Origin of the sequence: Streptomyces violaceoruber (genome assembly GCF_033406955.1) — a bacterium.
GTDB classification, from domain to species: domain Bacteria; phylum Actinomycetota; class Actinomycetes; order Streptomycetales; family Streptomycetaceae; genus Streptomyces; species Streptomyces violaceoruber.
In genome coordinates this window covers 741,515-757,970 of the sequence record NZ_CP137734.1, presented here as the reverse complement: position 1 = coordinate 757,970, position 16,456 = coordinate 741,515, and the positions used below count along the sequence as shown (strand labels likewise).

Here is a 16,456-nt window from a genome sequence, read left to right as displayed (position 1 = left end):
TTCGAGATGTGCGTTTTCGCCTGCACCAGACAAGACCGAATGCTCACCCGCTCTGTGACAAGGCGAACCGATTCATCGGTGTTCTGGCGTTTCTGGCGCTGCCGGAGTTCAGGTGTTCTGGCTTTCCGGTGATCGGAAGCCTGTTACTCGACGAGCTTTCCGTCGGTGGACACGTCCGACATGAGGGACGCGATCTCGTCCGGGACATCGGGAATGCGCTCGTGGGTGATTCCGGTCGTCGGCGACCAGACCAGGTTGACGCGGAAAGCGGGGTCCATGTCGGGGAAGTCGCTGCGGTTGTGGCAACCACGGGTCTCCCGGCGTTCCAGAGCCGCTTCGAGGGTGGCGCGGGCCGCCAGGGCGGCCGACTTGAGGTCGAAGGCGTGGGCGAGGTCCTGGAAGCCGGCGATGTCGGGATGGACGCCGACGTTCCGCATGCGCTTCTCGACGGTGTCCAGCTCCGCCAGGCCGGCGCGCAGGCCCTCTTCGTCCCGGACGACGCCGGCGTGCTCGGTCATGGTGTTGCGGATCGCGCGCTGGAGCGCCCGCACGTTCTCGGGGCCGTCCGCGGCCAGCAGCTCGTCGACCTCGGCGCGTGCCTCGGCCACGGCGGTCGCGGACCGGGGCTGCGCGGTGAGGGACTCCGAGTAGGCCGCCGCGGCCCGGCCGGTGATACGGCCGTAGACGAGGAGTTCGATCAGGCTGTTGCCGCCGAGGCGGTTGGCGCCGTGCAGACCGCTGGCGGCCTCGCCGATGGCGTACAGACCGCGGACGTCGGTGCTGTGGTCCTCGGGACGGACCCAGACGCCGCCCATCGAGTAGTGGGCCGTCGGGGCCACCTCGATGGGTTCACGGGTGATGTCGAGCATCTGCAGGTCGAGGAGCGTCTGGTAGACCCGGGGCAGCCGGTTCATGATCGTCTGGCGGGGCAGGTGGGAGACGTCGAGCCAGACCCCGCCGTTCGCGGTGCCCCGGCCCTCCTTGATCTCGGTGTACGAGGCGAGGGCCACCCGGTCGCGCGTGGACAGTTCCATGCGCTCGGGGTCGTAGCGGTTCATGTACCGCTCGCCGAGGGCGTTGCGCAGGATGCCGCCCTCACCGCGGGCGGCCTCGCTGACCAGGGTGCCCGCGGCGTTCTCCGGTTCGATGATGCCGGACGGGTGGAACTGCACCAGCTCGGGGTCGCGCAGGCGGGCGCCGGCCTCGACGGCCAGGCGGAAGGAGTCGCCGGTGTTCTCGTCCCGGCGTGACGAGGTGCGCCGCCAGATGCGCGTGTGCCCGCCGGCCGCGAGGATCACGGCGTCCGCGTGGACGAGGTGGCGGGTGCCGTTGGTCAGGTCGAAGCCGTAGGCCCCGAAGACGGCACCGTCGTGGACCAGCAGACGCGTGATGTAGACGCTGTCGAGTACCGGGATGTCCAGCTGGACCGCGCGCCGGATCAGGGTGCGCTGGATCTCCAGGCCGGTGTAGTCGCCGGCGAAGGCGGTACGGCGGAACTTGTGGGCGCCGAAGAAGCGCTGCGAGATCCGGCCGTCCCCTTCACGGGCGAAGGCCATGCCGTATCGCTCCAGGTCGTCGATGCCCAGGGCCGCGCCCTGGGTGACGATCTCCGCCGTACGGGGGTCGCCGAGCAGATAGCTCTCCTTGAGGGTGTCCGCGGCGTGCTGCTGCCAGGAGTCCTCGGGGTCCATCGTGGCCAGGGCCGCGTTGATGCCGCCGGCCGCCAGGGACGTGTGGGTGTCCTCCTTGGGACGCTTGCCGACGGCGATGACGTCGACGCCGGCCTCGGCCAGCTCGATCGCCGCCCGCAGGCCGGAACCGCCGGTACCGATCACCAGCACCGTGGTGGAAAGACGTTGTTCGGTGAGAGGCACGCTTGCTCCCGTCGCTCTGGGTGGTCACTGACTAGGACCGCGTCGGGCGGCGGTTTGTGACATCGGCGGCGCGCGCGTGTCACACCGTGCCGGGGTCCCCGGTCATCTGGACGAACCTGACGACCGTGCGGCAAGGCGCCGGGGATGTCCGACGGCCGAAGAGGAGAAGACGGATGACGTACGTCATCGCACAGCCCTGCGTCGACATCAAGGACCGGGCGTGTGTCACCGAATGCCCCGTGGACTGCATCTACGAGGGCGCGCGCACGCTCTACATCAACCCGGCGGAGTGCGTCGACTGCCATGCGTGCGAGCCCGTCTGCCCCGTCGAGGCGATCTTCCACGAGGACGATCTGCCGCGGCACTGGGCGCACTACCTCGACGTCAACGCGGAGTACTTCGACGAGGTGGCTTCCCCGTCGCGCGCACGGCGTGACGCGGTCGGCGACCACCCGGCGGTCGAGGCACTGCCCCCGCAGAGCGGGCCGCACAAGAAGGAGATCTCCTTCTTCACCGTCCGCAAGGAGGAAGCGGCCGACGCGGATCTGTGGTTCCCCTCCTGACCGGCCGCCGCCACCGAGCGTGCCCGGTCAGGAGGCGAGTGTGATGGTCGTGGGCGTCCCTCTCCACGCCATGCGCGCGTAGGGGCACAACGCGTCGGCCTTCCCGATCAGCTCGTCGGCCGTCGCGGGATCGACACCGGGCCACCGCACCACCAGATCGACGCGCAGCAGATAGCCGCCGTCCTCCGGGTCCCGGCCGAAGGCGACGGTCGCCACGACGGAGATCGCCGCGGGGTCCAGCGCCTCCTGGCGGGCCAGCAGGCTGAGCGCGCCGTGGAAGCAGGCGGCGAAACCGGCCGCGAAGAGCTGCTCGGGGTTGGTTCCCCGACCGTCACCGCCCAGCTCGGCCGGCATCCGCAGATCGAGGTCCAAGGCCCCGTCGGCCGAGCGTGCGTGGCCGGAGGCCCGCCCGTGCGAGGCCGCACCACCGTGGACGGTCACCGTGGTGGTGTAGATGGGCGAGAACTCCTCCCCGTCGAAATCCTTCTCGGTCGACAGGGTGGGCAACTTGATCCGCTCGGTCACGGCATGGCTCCGGTGTCGTCGTGGTACGCGGTCCCGGCAGACGTCCGGGACGACTGGATGACCGGCGAGCGACCGTTGTTGTGACGCCTGCCCGTCGGCGGCCGAGGCCCCCCGACCGCAGGTCAGTCCCGCAGGGAAGCCACGTAGGGCGCCAGTTTGGCCGGGTTCATCACCCACATGAGCCGGTCGATGCCGTCCGCCGAGATGTCGGCGGTCAGCAGGGCGACGGCCTCCTCGCCGGAGAGGACCAGGACGGCCGGCCGTCCGTTCGCCTCGACCCACCGGACCTGCGACTGCGGCCAGAAGCGCGGAGCGAAGGCCACGAGGTAGCGCGAGACGTGCGGCAGCCCGATGACCGGGATCCTGGACGCGCCGCGGATCCCGTTGCCGTCCGTGTAACTGACGACGTCGGCGGTGAGCACGTCCTCCAGGCCCGACAGGTCGCCCGTCCGCGCCGCGGAGAGGAAGACCTCCAGCAGCCGCCGATGGGCCGTCGGGGTAACGGCCTCCTTGCGTTCGGCGGCCAGGTGCTTGCGGCCCCGGCTCACCAGTTGGCGGGTGTTGGCCTCACTGGTCTCCAGGATCTCGGCGATCCGCCCGTAGGGGTAGTCGAACGCCTCCCGGAGCACGTAGGCGGTGCGCTCCACGGGGTTCAGCTTCTCCAGGAGCAGCAGGACCGCCATCTCCAAGGCCTCGGCCCGCTCGGCGCCCAGGTGCGGATCCTGCGTGGTGTCGACGGGCTCGGGAAGCCACGGTCCGACGTAGGACTCCCGGCGCACCCGCGCGGACTGGGCCACGTTGATCGCCAGCCTCGTGGCGACGGTGGTCAGGAAGGCGGTCGGTTCATGCACCTTCGAACGGTCGGTGCTCTGCCACCGCAGCCAGGTCTCCTGCACGATGTCCTCGGCCTCCGCCGCACTGCCCAGGACCCGGTACGCGATACCGAAGAGCTGCGGGCGCGCCGAGAGGAAGTCCTTCGTCGCCTGGTCAAGGGTGCCGGGTGGGGCGCCAGCGTGCATGGAACATCCCTTCTGGCTTCGTGCACCCCATGCTACAAGCGGGCGTGGAGGGGCGCGTCGGCGGAGGGGCGCACGCCCGCGCATGGATCCCACAGGTGGCACACGGTGGCAACGGGTCACCGTCGGACACGCACGGTCGTCGGCGCCCGGCCCTCGCGGCCGTGCCTGTCACGGATCGATCGCGCACCCGGTCAGGACAGCGAACCGCCAGGGACCGGAAGGGGCACACCGTGTCGGACAGGACGCCGGCTCTCGATGCCGTGCACGGCATGCTGACGCTGTTGTTCGCCGCAGTGGCCCTGCACATGCTGTGGCACGCTGTCCGGTCACCGGGTGCGGGCCGCCGTGACCGCGTGGACCTCGTCCTGCACTGCGCCATGGCGGCGGCCATGGCGGCGATGCCCTGGAGTCCCGGCCCGCCCCTGTCCGGCCGGGCCGCCACGGTGTTCTTCGCCGCCGCCGCGCTGTGGTTCCTGCTGACCGCCCGTACCGCGGCGGTGTTCACCGGCCGGCTGACGCCCGCCGTCGGCATGGCGGCGATGGCCTGGATGTCGCGGCCCCCGTCCGGCGCCGTCCCGGTCTCCGCCGCCGCCCGGGAGACCGTGGCCGCCGCGGGCGTCCCGGCCGCGCACCACACCGCGGCCCACGGCCATGCCGCCGACGCCTCGACGACGGCGACCCTGGTCACCGTCGTGCTGACGGTGTATCTCCTCGGCTGCGCCCTGCGGTCGTTGACGCGCCCCATGCCCGCCCTGCGGACCGCCGCGGACCACGCGCACCGCGCCGCCGCCGCGAACCCGTACGGGCACGTGCGCGACGGCGCGATGGCGCTGGGGACGGCCGTGATGCTGCTGCTGCCCCACTGACCGCCGTCACTCGATCCCGACCACGGCCTTGCCGCGCATCAGGAAGTCCGACAGATAGCCGTCGTGGGGCACTCCCGGAGCCATCCAGTACGTCGGGTGGTCACCGGCGTACACGTTGGCGATGGAGGGTTCCGCCACCAGCGTGTCGAGCAGCGCACGGTCACGGGAGAGGACCGAGAGCACGAGTGTCCCGCGCAGCGGGGCGATTCCGTCCGTGCGGCTCCAGGGCGCCACCCACACGCAGGGGAAGGGGAGTTCGGTCCCCAGCTGCGGGGCGCCTGCGTCGGCGACCTGGTGGACGGCCGGCCGCAGGACGGCGCTCCCGTCCCCGAGGTCGTCGACGACGCCGTCACCGCCGAGCCAGGGGCGGGTCCCCGCCGCCACCGACCTCAGATAGGAGTCGACGGCCAGGGCCCGGTCCAGCGGGCACACCGGGAGAACCGCCCGGGTGTCCTGGGGCGGCAGACCGGGCAGTCGGGACAGGCGCGCCGCGAGGGCCTCCGCGAGCGGTGCCGGGTCGCCCTCGACGAGGACGGCGGTGGCGTTGACGCACGCGGTGCCGGCCTCGTCGGCGACGGAGGCGACGATCGTGTCCAGGTGCTCCCGCCAGTCCGTGTCCGCCGTGACGAGGATCTTCGTCCGGCCGGGCCCCTGGGGCAGCACACGGGCGTCGTGGGCGTATTCGGCGACGACGTCGTCACCGCCGTACACCACCGCGCGGTCGGCGCCGCGGATCAGCGTCCGCGCGGTCCGGTGGTCCGTGGGCAGCAGCGCCAGCCGGTCCTGGCCGACGCCCGCCCGGTGCAGCGCGCCGACCAGGCGGTGCGGGGTGAACGGCTCGCGCCGCGACGGCCGCACGGCCACGCGGTAGCCGAGGGCCAGCGCCTCCAGCCACAGCCGGTGGACCCCCGGGTGATTGCCGGAGGCGTTGACGGCGAACACCTCGTCCCGGCGGGCCCACACCGCGTGCCCGGCCCCGAGAGAGGGGTCCGGGCGCTCCCGGACCGTGCCGCGCGGCCTGCCCTGCTCGGCGGAGGCCCGGGCGCGGGCGACGAACCTCGCCGTGCCGCGGGTCGCGTCGCGCACCACGGTCAGCGGGGTACCGGAGGTCCGGCTGACCAGGTACTCGTACTCGCGCACGCCCAGCCCGCCGACGGTGCCGGTGGCGAACTCCTCGGCGGCCGCTGCCAGCAGCGCGTCCAGGCCGTCCGCCGGGACCGGCCCGGCCTTGCGCAATGCGGCCAGCGCCCGGTCGACGTACACCGGCGGCACCAGGCTCAGCCGCGCCACCTCGGCACCGGACACATCCGTCACGGTGTCCGGGACACGGGTGCGGTAGGGACCGCGGGGGCCGAGGGCGTCCAGATACACCGGCTCGGCGACATCGGCGGGGGCCATCAGTACACGCCCTCGATCACGGTCTCGCCCTTCACCGTGGGCACCGGCGCCACGTCCGCCACGGCGTCGCCCGCGTGAGCGCCGGCGGGCCGGACGCGCACGGCCGTGTCGCGCTCGGCGTTGTGGGGGATGAGCATCGACTTGCTGACGTGGCTGACGATCACCTGGCCGCGCTCGCCGACCGCGACGGGTTCCCCGGTGGCGGGGTCGACGACCGACAGGAACACGTACGGCGACACCGGGTCGAAGACGCAGGGCTGCGAGGCGTCGAGACCGGCGCGTTCGAGCAGCGCGGTGAGCATCATGGTGTTGCCGTACATGCCGATCAGCGGCACCTCGGGGAAGACCTCGGTGGCCAGCAGATGACGGGTGTCGGGGTCCATGTGGGTGCCGCCCCAGACGATGGCCCGGACCGAACCGTTGATCCGTTCCAGGAGGTCCTCCTCGCGGGCGAAGCGCTCCAGCAGGGGGGTGGTGGCGGCCAGCACACCGATGTCCTGGGTCAGCAGGATCCGCCGGCACTGTTCGACGAGGTGGTCGGTGTAGGACTCGACCTCGTCGCCGCGGCCGGTGGCGATCAGCTTCCGCACCCACCGGGGGTCCATGTCGATGCTCAGTCCCGGGCCGCCGAGCGAGGCCGCCGCCCGTTGCAGCACGTCCCCCACCAGATGCGGACCGGTCGGCGCCACGGTCAGCCACTGGGCACCGACGGGCAGCCCGTGCTCCCGCAGCCGCCTGTCGACCTGTGCCGTGCTGTGCCGCATCCAGTCGTCGAGCTGGACGACCCGCTTGGGCGCCCCGGTCGTCCCGCCGCTGTCGAAGACGTTGAGCAGCCGGGCGCCGCCGCCGTAACCCCGGGGGATCAGGTCCGCCACCGGGACCTGCCGCAGTTCGTCGCTCAGGTCGGGGAAGAGCGCCAGATCGTCCACGCCCTTGACGTCCCGCCGCGGATCGAAGGCGAGCCGTTCGGCCCGGTCCAGCCAGTAGCGGGAGCCGGTCTCCGGGTCGAAGTGCCAGCGCACGGCGGCGCGCACGAACTCGTCCGGATCCACGCCGTCGGACGGTCCGGCGTCCAGGACGGCGGGGGAGTCGTACATCATGAGGGGTCCTTCCTCGACACGGGCACCGGCCCGTGCGGATGGGGGGAGTCGCGACGGCGGCGAGAGGCGTAGGGGGCCCGTGGGCGCCCGGTCATCGGCTGAACAGTTCGAAGGCGACGGCGGGAGCGCCGTCGAACCGTGCGCGGTGGACGCCGGTGCTCTCGCCCAGGAAGCGGCGCGCGTACGTCTCGGGGTCCTCCGCGGTCAGGGCTTCGAGGTAGGTCCGGTGCCGCAGCAGGGACCGGACGCCCTGTTCGAAGCCCGGCTCGGCGGACACGGCGTGGGACGGCGTCGGTGAGTTGGCGACGGCCACCCAGCGGACACCGTTCCAGGGCACCAGCCCCTGTTCGGCCAGTTCCGGGAAGATCCAGCGGTTGCCCGCGTCCGCCGCCGCGTCCAGCACGGCGCGCCCCACCGCCACGTGGTCCGGGGTGTTCCAGGCCCCGGCGGCCCAGGTGTCCCGGTGGTTCAGTGTGATCACCAGCTCGGGCCGGTGACGCCGTACGGCGGCGGCGATGTCGCGGCGCAGGGAGGCGCCGTACTCGATCACACCGTCCCGGTGGTCCAGGAACTCCACCGCGCGGACGCCGACCGCCGCGGCGGCGGCCCGCTGTTCCGCCTCCCGCAGGGGGCCGGCCCGTCCGGGATCCAGGGTGTCGATGCCGGCCTCACCGCGGGTGGCGAGCAGGTACGCGACGTCCTTGCCGTCGGCGACCCAGGAGGCCACGGCCGCCGAGCACCCGTACTCGAGGTCGTCGGGGTGGGCCACCACGGCCAGGGCCCGCCGCCAGTCGTCCGGCATCGAGCGCAGCGGCGCGGGAGCGCTGTCGGTCACGCCTGGTCTCCCGTCGGCCGCGCGTGCGGGGGAAGCAGGCTCTCCAGCGGGACCGAGGGGTCGGCCAGGGCGGCGTCGTCCGTCTCCGCGCCCGACTCGATCAGGGCGCGGATCGTCCCGATCACGTCCCACAGGTTGACGCTCATCCCCGCCAGCACCCGGTCGCCGGACATCCAGAACGCCAGGAACCGCCGCTCCTCGCGCGACCCGCGGAAGACGACGCGGTCGTAGCCGCCCGGTTCGGCGTACCCGGTGTACTCCATGCCGAGGTCGTACTGGTCGGTGTAGAAGTACGGCAGCCGGTCGTACACCGCGTCCTGGCCGAGCATGCTCAGCGCGGCGGTACGGGGCTGGTGCAGCGCGTTGGCCCAGTGCTCCACGCGCAGGTGCCGGCCGAGCCGGGGGTGGTAGGCGTTGGCGACGTCACCGGCGGCGTGGACCCCGGCGGCGGAGGTCCGCAGACGGGCGTCCGTCACGATGCCGTTGCGCACGTCGAGGCCCGCCTCCTCGGCCAGGCGGACGTTGGGCGTGATGCCCACCCCCACGACCACGGCGTCCGCGGGCAGGTGGGTGCCGTCGGCGAGCCGGACCCCGTCGACGCGGCCCCCGGTGCCGGTGACGGCCTCGATCCGGGCATGGGGACGCAGGTCCACACCGTGGTCCCGGTGCAGACCGGCGAAGACCTCGGCCGCCTCCCGGCCCAGGACCTTCAGCAGGGGCAGCTCACCGCGCTCCAGCACGGTCACCTCCGCGCCGGCCGCCCGGGCCGCCGCCGCCGTCTCCAGCCCGATCCAGCCGCCGCCGACCACCACGATCCGGGCGCCTTCGGTGAACGCCTCCTTGAGGCGCTCGCTGTCGCCCACGCGCCGCAGGTACAGCACGCCCTCCAGGTCCGCGCCCGGCACCGACAGGCGGCGCGGCGAGGAACCGGTGGCCAGCAGCAGACCGGCGTAGGGCACGCGACGGCCGTCGTCCAGCGTCACCGCCCGGCCACGCGCGTCGACGGACGTCACGCTCGTGCCGAGGAGCAGATCGACGTCGTGCTCCCGGTACCAGCTCTCGGGGTGCACGTGGATGGACTCGCGGTCCTCCTTGCCCAGCAGGTACCCCTTGGACAGCGGCGGCCGGATGTACGGTCGTTCCCGCTCGTCCCCGATCACGAGAAGCGGCCCGTCGTGGCCGTGCTCGCGCAGTTCCTCCGCGGCCTTGCCGGCGGCCAGGCCGCCCCCGACGATCACGAACGTCTTCGCACGCGGCATGAGATTCCCGTTCCAGTCTGTGAGGCGCACACGGACCGAGTGGTCCGGTCATCCTTCAGACCGGGCGACGACACGCGTTGTGACACCGTGGCACGGGCCTACCCGGCCCCGTGCTCCGGGAGTTCGCCGCCCGCCCCGCCCGCCGGTTCACCGGCGGGCCGGCCGCGTCACGGCCAGAACACGCGGATCGCCGTGCCCCGGCGTCGGGACGAAGCCGTGCCGTGCCAGGTCGTCGATGAGCCGCGTGCGCGAGGCGGGCCACATCCAGAAGGACTCCGTGTGCTCCCGCAGCACATGTCGTCCGCTGCGCACCCAGTAGTCGACACGGGTGCGGATGCGGTATCCCGCCGCGGACATCGTCATGCGTCCGCCGTACACGTGTGCGCCCACCCGCTGCTCCGGCAGGCGGCGCACGACGTCGCGCGGGGGCAGCAGCGCGGGCGGCGGTTCCAGGAGGAGCGTGCCCCCGGGGGCCAGGGCCGTGTGGATCGCGGGCCACAGCGCGTCCCGCGCGGCCGGGGGGAGACAGGCGACCGTGTTGTGGCACACGGCCACGTCCGCGGCCGCGTACAGCGCCGCCTCGTCCAGGGCGTACGGGTGCACGGTCACCCGCTCGCGCTGACGCGCGGGCAGGGTGGCGAGGCGGGTGAGCAGGGACGTGCGCATGGCGCGGGCCGGCTCCACCGCGTGCACGTCGGCCGCGGACTCGGCCAGGCTCATCAGCGTGACCCGGCCGGTCCCGGCACCGATGTCCAGCACACCGAGACGGGCCCGCGCGACATGCCGGCCGTAGAGGTCGCGGACGCGTGCCGCGTCCCGGTCGGCCTGAAGGATGTCGTAGAACTCGGCGGTCACGGCGTAGGAGTCCTGGTCCGGCCGGGACACCGGTGCTCCGGTGATGACGGGGTGCATGTCCAGCTAGACAACGTGTGAGCCGGGCCTGTGACAGCGACTGCCCCGCGAGGGGCAGGTCCCGAGCGGGTCCGAGGTGAGGCCCGTCACGGAGGCGGGCTGTCACAAGTGCGTGGCACACGCAGTCAGTTGTCTGGTTCCGACTCGCGGAACCCGGAGGGAAAGCAGAACACGCCGTCATGACCGTGAGAACCCCGCAGGTATGGCTGCCCGCCCAGTTCGCCGAACTCACCGACCTGCCGCCGGGACTGGAGTACGTCCGCTGGGACGGCCGTTCGGCCTTCCCGTCGGACCCGGCGGAGGTGGAGTTCTACGCCCCGCCGCTGACCAAGGACATCGATGTCATCGGCAGTCCCCTGCCCCGCATGACACGGCTGCGTGCGGTGCAGGCCCTGAGTTCCGGCACGGACGAACTGCGCGCGGAGCTGGACCGGCTGCCTCGCCCGGTGACCCTGTGCAACGCGGGCGCGGCCCCCGCACCGAGCACCGCCGAACTGGCCCTGACCCTGATCCTCGCCTCGCTGCGCGGCATACCGGAGTCGGTCCGCGCCCAGGACGGCGGCGCGTGGAGACCGGAGGTCTTCCCGTCCCTGTACGGGCGGTCCGTGCTCGTTGTCGGCTACGGCGCCGTCGGCTCCGCGCTGGAGGAGCTCCTGGTGCCCTTCGGATGCGCGGTGACCCGTGTCGCCGGCGCGGACCGGGACGCGCCCCGGGGCCCCGTCCGCTCCGCCGCACACCTGCCCCGGCTCGTGAGCGACGCCGATGTCGTCGTGCTGTCCACCCCGCTGACCCCGCAGACCCGTCAGCTCTTCGACGCGGGCATGCTGGCCCGCATGAAGGACGGCGCCCTGCTCGTCAACGTGGCACGCGGGGCCGTCGTCGACACCGACGCGCTGCTCAAGGAGACCCACGAGGGCCGGCTGCGGGCCGCGCTCGACGTGACCGACCCCGAGCCGCTCCCGCCGGGGCATCCGCTGCGGGAGACACCCGGCGTGCTGATCACGCCGCACGTCGGCGCGTTCACGTCGTCCCTCTGGCCCCGCCTCGAACAGCTCATCCGGCACCAGCTGAGCCGTTTCGCCGCAGGTGAGGAGCTGGAGAACATCGTGTCCCGCTGACGCCCGGGCCCGGTCGGGAGCCACGCCGGGGCCGTCCACCGCCGGCCTGCCCGGGGGCACCGCGCATGTCACACCCGCACCGGCTCGCCGGTCATGGTGACGACAGCGGTACACGAATCATGCCGAACAGCACAGCGTCGGACGAGTCGGATTCGTCGGCCATACGGGTGCCGACGGTCTTCCCGGCGGGCGATCCGCGGGGGCGTCCCCCCACCCCCCACCACGGCCGCGCGGCGGTCGGAGGTCCTCGCGCCGGGCCAGTGCCGCGGATCCACGGCGGAGCCCGCCACCGCGGCGCCGGTGAGCCGCGGGTGACGCAGAAACGAAGGGTGAAGAGATGGGCCACGACAGCCGGCCGGTGGAGCCGGAGCAGGAGCGCACGGGGGACAGGCTCGCCCGATGGGCGGACAGCCGGCTGGGCCGCCGCCCCGTCGCGCGCTCCGTCCGGCGCCTGGTCTTCCCCGACCACTGGTCGTTGATGCTCGGTGAGATCGCGCTCTACAGTTTCGTGATCCTGCTGATCACCGGTGTCTATCTGAGCCTCTACTTCCACCCTTCCTCCGAACTCGTGGTCTACCAGGGCGACTACGCCCCCTTGCGCGGGCAGTTGGTGTCCGAGGCCTTCGACTCGACCCTGCACATCTCCTTCGACGTACGCGGCGGCCTGCTCGTCCGCCAGGCCCACCACTGGGCGGCCCTGGTCTTCGTCGCCGCCCTCCTCGCCCACATGCTGCGGGTCTTCTTCACCGGCGCGTTCCGCAAGCCGCGGGAGCTGAACTGGGTGCTGGGGTTCGGACTGCTCGTCCTGGCGATGTTCGGGGGTCTGACCGGCTACGACCTGCCGGGCGACCTGCTGTCCGGCACCGGCCTCCAGGTCGTGAACGGCACGATCCTGTCGATCCCCGTCGTCGGGACCTATCTGTCGTTCTTCCTCTTCGGCGGTGAGTTCCCCGGCGACGACCTGATCGCCCGCTTCAACACCCTGCACGTCCTGGTCATCCCCGTGCTCATGGTCGTCCTCATCGCCGGCTACGCGGTCCTGGCCCTGCGCCACCGGCCCGCGCAGTACCCCGGACCCGGCCGTACCCGCGACAACGTCGTCGGTCTTCCGGCCAAGGTGTACGCCGTGAAGGCCGCGGGCTACTTCTTCTTCGTGGCCGGCGTGATCTTCTTCATGGCCGCCGTCGCCGAGATCAACCCCGTCTGGGACTACGGCCCCTTCCGTCCCGACCAGGTCTCCGCCGGGTCACAGCCCGACTGGTACATGGGCGTCGCCGACGGACTGCTGCGCGTCATGCCCGGCTGGGAGATGGACTTCTGGGGCCACACCCTGGCGCTGGACAACCTGCTGCCGCTGCTGGCCGGGACGCTGCTCTTCCTGGCCATGGGGGCCTATCCGTTCCTGGAAGCCTGGGTGACGGACGACGACAGCGAGCACCACCTGCTGGACCGTCCCCGCAACCGCCCGGTACGCACCGCCCTCGGCGTGGCCTGGCTCAGCGTCTACGCGGTGGCCCTGATCGGTGCCGCCAACGACATCATCGCCACCCGCCTGCACATGTCCGTCAACGACGTGACCTGGGCCGTCCGCGTCGGCCTCTTCGTCGTCCCGGTCCTGGCCTTCGTCGTCACCAAGCGCGTGGCGCTGGCACTGCAGCGCAAGGACCGCGACCTGGTGCTGCACGGCCGCGAGACCGGCGTCATCAAACGCCTGCCGCACGGCGAGTACGTCGAGGTCCACGAGCCCCTCGACCCGGCCCGACTGCACACGCTGACCTCGCACGAGCAGCACCGGCCCCTGGACGCCGTACCCCCGCGCGACGGGGACGGCGCCGTGGTCCGCGGCACACAGCGCCTGCGCACCGGGCTCAGCGGCTTCCTCTACGGCCCCGGCACGCAGATTCCCAAGCCCACGGCGACCGAGCACGAAGAGATCACCGGTCGGCACGGGTCCTGAACCGAGAGGCGACGCACACGGGCGGAGACCATTTTCACACCATGTCACGCATGTGGTGGGTCTCCGGTCTCAAAGGTGAAAACGCGACACAACGTGCCGCACACACCGATCACGATCCCGCCCGAAAGGCATGCGACATGAACCGCACCTCCCGCACAAGCCGGACCCACACGACGATGACCGTCCTGGCCGGCGCCGGTGTCGCCGCCGGCCTGCTCGCCACCACGATCGCCCCGGCCTCCGCCGACAAGGGCGGCCCCGCCGACCGCGGCGACAAACCCACCGTCGTCCTGGTCCACGGTGCGTTCGCCGACTCCACGAGCTGGAACGGCGTCATCGACAAGCTCCGGCACGACGGCTACCCGGTCGTCGCCGTCGCCAACCCGCTGCGCTCCCTGAGCGGCGACTCCGCCTACCTCAAGGACGTCCTGGCCGGAATCGACGGCCCCGTGGTGCTCGCCGGTCACTCCTACGGCGGTTCGGTCATCAGCAACGCCGCCACCGGCAACAAGAACGTCAAGGCGCTGGTGTACCTCGCCGCCTTCCTCCCGGCGAAGGGCGAGAGCGCGGTCGACCTGTCCGGGCGGTTCCCCGGCAGCACCCTCGGCGATGCGCTGCGCCCCGTGCCGGTGATGAACGCCGACGGCTCCGCCGGCACCGACCTCTACATCCAGAACGACAAGTTCCGCCAGCAGTTCGCGGCCGACGTGCCGCGCAACAAGACCGACCTCATGACCGTCACCCAACGACCGGTCACCGAGGCGGCCCTGGGCGAGGGAGCGGCCGAACCGGCCTGGAAGACCATTCCCTCCTGGGTCCTGGTCGCCACCCAGGACCGCAACATCCCGGCTGCGGCCCAGGAGTTCATGGCCCGGCGGGCCGGTGCCCACACCACGGAGGTGCGGTCGTCCCACGCGGTCAGCGTCTCGCAGCCGGGAAAGGTCACCGGCGTCATCGAGGACGCCGCCCGTTCGGTGCGCTGAGAGCGCACCGGTGATCGAAGGGCCGGTGGTTCGCCACCGGCCCTTTCCCGACCCCGCGCCGTGTGCGTGTCGCGCACCGGTTCCCGGCCGCCCAAGGACGGACTCATGCGCCGCGAACCGCGGATCATCCCGATAGGCCCCGGCCAGCTCACCCGCACCGTGGCGATGCACCGCCGCTGCTCGCCGCAGACCCTGTGGAGCCGCTACCACCGGGCGATGGCCGACCCCCGCACGTATGTGCCCACTCTGCTGTCCCGCCCCGGATCGGTACACCTGGCGGCCCTGGGCGCCACCGGCCGCATCGTCGCCGTGGGCCACCTGATGCCGGATCACACGGCCGCCGAGGCGGCGCTGCTGGTCGAGGACTCCTGGCAGGGCCGCGGACTCGGGACCCGCCTGCTCCAGCACCTGGGCGAGCACGCGCGGGCCGGCGGCTGGACGACGCTCTACGGCCTCTTCCTGGCCGGCGACGAGCGGATCGACGCCATGCTGCGCCACGCGCCCGTTCCGGTACAGCGCACGGAGGAGGGCGGCGCCGTCACCGCACGGGTCCTGGTCCACGACTTGACGGCCCACGCGTCCGTATCCCGTCAGTGACGCGTGCGGGCACCCTCACACACCGCGTCCGCGGCCTCCGCCGCCAAGGGAAAAGCCGGTGCGGGCATCGCCCGCACCGGCTTTCCTCGTTCACGCAGCGGCGTCGGGGTACAGGTCGTCCTCGAACGCCGCCGACTCCAGGAGCGCCTTGACCGCCGTCAGGTAGCGGGCCGCGTCCGCGCCGTCCACCAGCCGGTGGTCGTACGACAGCGACAGGTGCACCAGGTCCCGGACGCCGATGACCTCCTCTTCACCGACGCGCACGACCCCCGGCCTCCTGACCGTGGCGCCCACGCCGAGGATCGCGGCCTGGTTCGGCGGCACGATGACGGTGTCGAACAGGGCGCCGCGCGAACCGGTGTTGGAGATCGTGAAGGTCGCGCCCGACACGTCGTCCGGGGTCAGGTGACCACCGCGGGCCCGGTCGGCGAGGTCGTGGACGGCCCGGGCGAGCCCGGCGACGGTGAGGTCACCGGCCGCCTTGACGACCGGGGTCATCAGACCGGCCTCCGTGTCGACCGCGATCCCGATGTTCTCGCTGTCGAAGTAGGTGATGGTCCCCTCGTCCTCGTTGATCCGGGCGTTGACCACCGGATGCGCCTTCAGCGCCTGGGCGGCTGCCTTGACGAAGAAGGGCATGGGGGAGAGCTTGAGGCCCTCCCGGGCCAGGAACCCGTCCTTGGCCCGGTTCCGCAGGCGCATGAGCCGGGTGACGTCGGCCTCGACCGTCGAGGTGAGCTGCGCCTGCTCCAACAGCGCCTTCTTGAGGTTGTTGCCGATGGCCCGGCGGATACGGGTCATCGCGACCGTGCGGCCGCGGAGCGAGGAGGCGTCCTCCGCCGGGGCGGCGCGCACCGGCGCGGGCGCGGGCGCCGGTGCCTGCGGAGTCGTGGGTGCCGGCGCCGGCGCGGGGGGAGCCGGAACGGCGGACGCGGCAGGCGGCACGAAAGGCTCGGCCGGAGCCGGAGCCGGAGCCGGAGCCGGAGCCGGAGCCGGAGTGGGAGCCGGCGCCGATGCTGTGGGTGTGGGTGTGGGTGTGGGTGTGGGTGTGGGTGTGGGTGCGGGTGCGGGTGCCGGTGCGGCCGGGGCCGCTGGGGCCGCCGGGGCCGTGTCCGGTGCGCCGATGATGCCGAGGCCGGCACCGACCTCGACGGTCTCGTCCTCGGCGGCGAGGATCTCCAGCAGGACGCCCGCGGCAGGGGAGGGAATCTCGGTGTCCACCTTGTCGGTCGACACCTCCAGCAAGGGCTCGTCGGCCTCGACGCGGTCACCGACCTGCTTCAGCCAGCGGGTCACGGTGCCCTCGGTGACGGACTCGCCGAGAGCCGGCAGGGTCACGGAAACGGTCATGATGACGTTCAACTCCTCACGGAACGACGGGGCGCCTGGCCCGGCCGGACCTGTCGTGCACGGCCCGCGTCGGACGACACGGGCGGTAGGGGTCGCCTCC

14 protein-coding genes and 1 pseudogene are annotated in these 16,456 nt (G+C 72.5%); 6 read left to right on the top strand and 9 right to left on the bottom strand.

Annotation, left to right across the window (positions count from 1 at the left end; all coding sequences use genetic code 11):
• Positions 1-143: 143 nt before the first annotated feature.
• Positions 144-1,874 carry an FAD-binding protein gene (locus tag R2E43_RS03610; protein WP_319706202.1) on the bottom strand — a complete coding sequence of 577 codons (1,731 nt, stop codon included), beginning with the start codon at positions 1,872-1,874 and terminating at the stop codon, positions 144-146.
• Between the two features lie 173 nt (positions 1,875-2,047).
• Here R2E43_RS03610 and fdxA point away from each other — a divergent pair.
• Positions 2,048-2,359 (top strand): annotated as a pseudogene (gene fdxA / locus R2E43_RS03605) (ferredoxin); the annotation flags it as partial.
• A 105-nt stretch (positions 2,360-2,464) separates the two neighbouring features.
• On the opposite strand, the gene R2E43_RS03600 reads toward fdxA, so the two are convergent.
• Both R2E43_RS03600 and R2E43_RS03595 read right to left on the bottom strand, forming a co-directional pair.
• Positions 2,465-2,962, bottom strand: a complete 498-nt coding sequence (locus R2E43_RS03600) for an Ohr family peroxiredoxin (RefSeq protein WP_003972032.1) — start codon at positions 2,960-2,962, stop codon at positions 2,465-2,467.
• 122 nt (positions 2,963-3,084) lie between these two features.
• Positions 3,085-3,981 (bottom strand): RNA polymerase sigma-70 factor, encoded by an 897-nt coding sequence (locus tag R2E43_RS03595; RefSeq protein ID WP_003972031.1) that lies wholly within the window; start codon positions 3,979-3,981, stop codon positions 3,085-3,087.
• Positions 3,982-4,211: 230 nt separating this feature from the next.
• On the opposite strand from R2E43_RS03595, the gene R2E43_RS03590 reads away from it, so the two are divergent.
• Complete coding sequence (locus R2E43_RS03590) at positions 4,212-4,847, top strand: DUF5134 domain-containing protein (protein ID WP_332055905.1); 636 nt, start codon at positions 4,212-4,214, stop codon at positions 4,845-4,847.
• A gap of 6 nt (positions 4,848-4,853) precedes the next feature.
• Here the strand turns inward: R2E43_RS03590 and R2E43_RS03585 are convergent, their stop codons facing one another.
• The 5 genes from R2E43_RS03585 to R2E43_RS03565 all read right to left on the bottom strand — a co-directional run bounded on the left by R2E43_RS03585 (position 4,854) and on the right by R2E43_RS03565 (position 10,351).
• Positions 4,854-6,245 (bottom strand): aldehyde dehydrogenase family protein, encoded by a 1,392-nt coding sequence (locus R2E43_RS03585; RefSeq protein ID WP_319706205.1) that lies wholly within the window; start codon positions 6,243-6,245, stop codon positions 4,854-4,856.
• A complete protein-coding gene (locus R2E43_RS03580) occupies positions 6,245-7,345 on the bottom strand; it encodes an acyl-CoA synthetase family protein (protein ID WP_093457548.1) in 1,101 nt (366 codons plus the stop codon). The genes R2E43_RS03585 and R2E43_RS03580 overlap by 1 nt, the downstream gene beginning before the upstream one ends.
• A 91-nt stretch (positions 7,346-7,436) precedes the next feature.
• A complete protein-coding gene (locus R2E43_RS03575; RefSeq protein WP_011031443.1) occupies positions 7,437-8,180 on the bottom strand; it encodes a PIG-L deacetylase family protein in 744 nt (247 codons plus the stop codon).
• A complete protein-coding gene (locus R2E43_RS03570) occupies positions 8,177-9,439 on the bottom strand; it encodes an NAD(P)/FAD-dependent oxidoreductase (RefSeq protein ID WP_003972026.1) in 1,263 nt (420 codons plus the stop codon). The genes R2E43_RS03575 and R2E43_RS03570 overlap by 4 nt, the downstream gene beginning before the upstream one ends.
• Before the next feature lie 147 nt (positions 9,440-9,586).
• Positions 9,587-10,351, bottom strand: a complete 765-nt coding sequence (locus R2E43_RS03565; protein WP_030865767.1) for a class I SAM-dependent methyltransferase — start codon at positions 10,349-10,351, stop codon at positions 9,587-9,589.
• 179 nt (positions 10,352-10,530) lie between these two features.
• On the opposite strand from R2E43_RS03565, the gene R2E43_RS03560 reads away from it, so the two are divergent.
• From R2E43_RS03560 to R2E43_RS03545, 4 genes are all read left to right on the top strand, one after another.
• Positions 10,531-11,469 carry a 2-hydroxyacid dehydrogenase gene (locus R2E43_RS03560; protein ID WP_332055904.1) on the top strand — a complete coding sequence of 313 codons (939 nt, stop codon included), beginning with the start codon at positions 10,531-10,533 and terminating at the stop codon, positions 11,467-11,469.
• Between the two features lie 337 nt (positions 11,470-11,806).
• On the top strand, positions 11,807-13,426 hold the full coding sequence (gene qcrB / locus R2E43_RS03555; protein ID WP_193487032.1) for a cytochrome bc1 complex cytochrome b subunit: 1,620 nt from the start codon (positions 11,807-11,809) through the stop codon (positions 13,424-13,426).
• Between the two features lie 137 nt (positions 13,427-13,563).
• The gene (locus R2E43_RS03550) at positions 13,564-14,409 is read left to right on the top strand and encodes an alpha/beta fold hydrolase (RefSeq protein ID WP_332055903.1); all 846 of its coding nucleotides are present in this window, start codon (positions 13,564-13,566) and stop codon (positions 14,407-14,409) included.
• A gap of 105 nt (positions 14,410-14,514) precedes the next feature.
• Complete coding sequence (locus tag R2E43_RS03545; RefSeq protein WP_332055902.1) at positions 14,515-15,006, top strand: GNAT family N-acetyltransferase; 492 nt, start codon at positions 14,515-14,517, stop codon at positions 15,004-15,006.
• Between the two features lie 90 nt (positions 15,007-15,096).
• Here R2E43_RS03545 and R2E43_RS03540 read toward each other — a convergent pair whose 3' ends face one another.
• The gene (locus tag R2E43_RS03540; RefSeq protein ID WP_332055901.1) at positions 15,097-16,356 is read right to left on the bottom strand and encodes a 2-oxo acid dehydrogenase subunit E2; all 1,260 of its coding nucleotides are present in this window, start codon (positions 16,354-16,356) and stop codon (positions 15,097-15,099) included.
• Positions 16,357-16,456 lie beyond the last annotated feature (100 nt).

Excerpts from the sequence above, each read along its gene's own strand:
- R2E43_RS03560 (WP_332055904.1), top strand. The coding sequence starts at position 10,531 with ATGACCGTGAGAACCCCGCAGGTATGGCTGCCCGCCCAGTTCGCCGAA.
- R2E43_RS03570 (WP_003972026.1), bottom strand. The coding sequence starts at position 9,439 with ATGCCGCGTGCGAAGACGTTCGTGATCGTCGGGGGCGGCCTGGCCGCC.
- R2E43_RS03595 (WP_003972031.1), bottom strand. The coding sequence starts at position 3,981 with ATGCACGCTGGCGCCCCACCCGGCACCCTTGACCAGGCGACGAAGGAC.
- qcrB (WP_193487032.1), top strand. The coding sequence starts at position 11,807 with ATGGGCCACGACAGCCGGCCGGTGGAGCCGGAGCAGGAGCGCACGGGG.
- R2E43_RS03580 (WP_093457548.1), bottom strand. The coding sequence starts at position 7,345 with ATGATGTACGACTCCCCCGCCGTCCTGGACGCCGGACCGTCCGACGGC.
- R2E43_RS03550 (WP_332055903.1), top strand. The coding sequence starts at position 13,564 with ATGAACCGCACCTCCCGCACAAGCCGGACCCACACGACGATGACCGTC.
- R2E43_RS03540 (WP_332055901.1), bottom strand. The coding sequence starts at position 16,356 with ATGACCGTTTCCGTGACCCTGCCGGCTCTCGGCGAGTCCGTCACCGAG.
- R2E43_RS03585 (WP_319706205.1), bottom strand. The coding sequence starts at position 6,245 with ATGGCCCCCGCCGATGTCGCCGAGCCGGTGTATCTGGACGCCCTCGGC.
- R2E43_RS03565 (WP_030865767.1), bottom strand. The coding sequence starts at position 10,351 with ATGCACCCCGTCATCACCGGAGCACCGGTGTCCCGGCCGGACCAGGAC.
- R2E43_RS03545 (WP_332055902.1), top strand. The coding sequence starts at position 14,515 with ATGCGCCGCGAACCGCGGATCATCCCGATAGGCCCCGGCCAGCTCACC.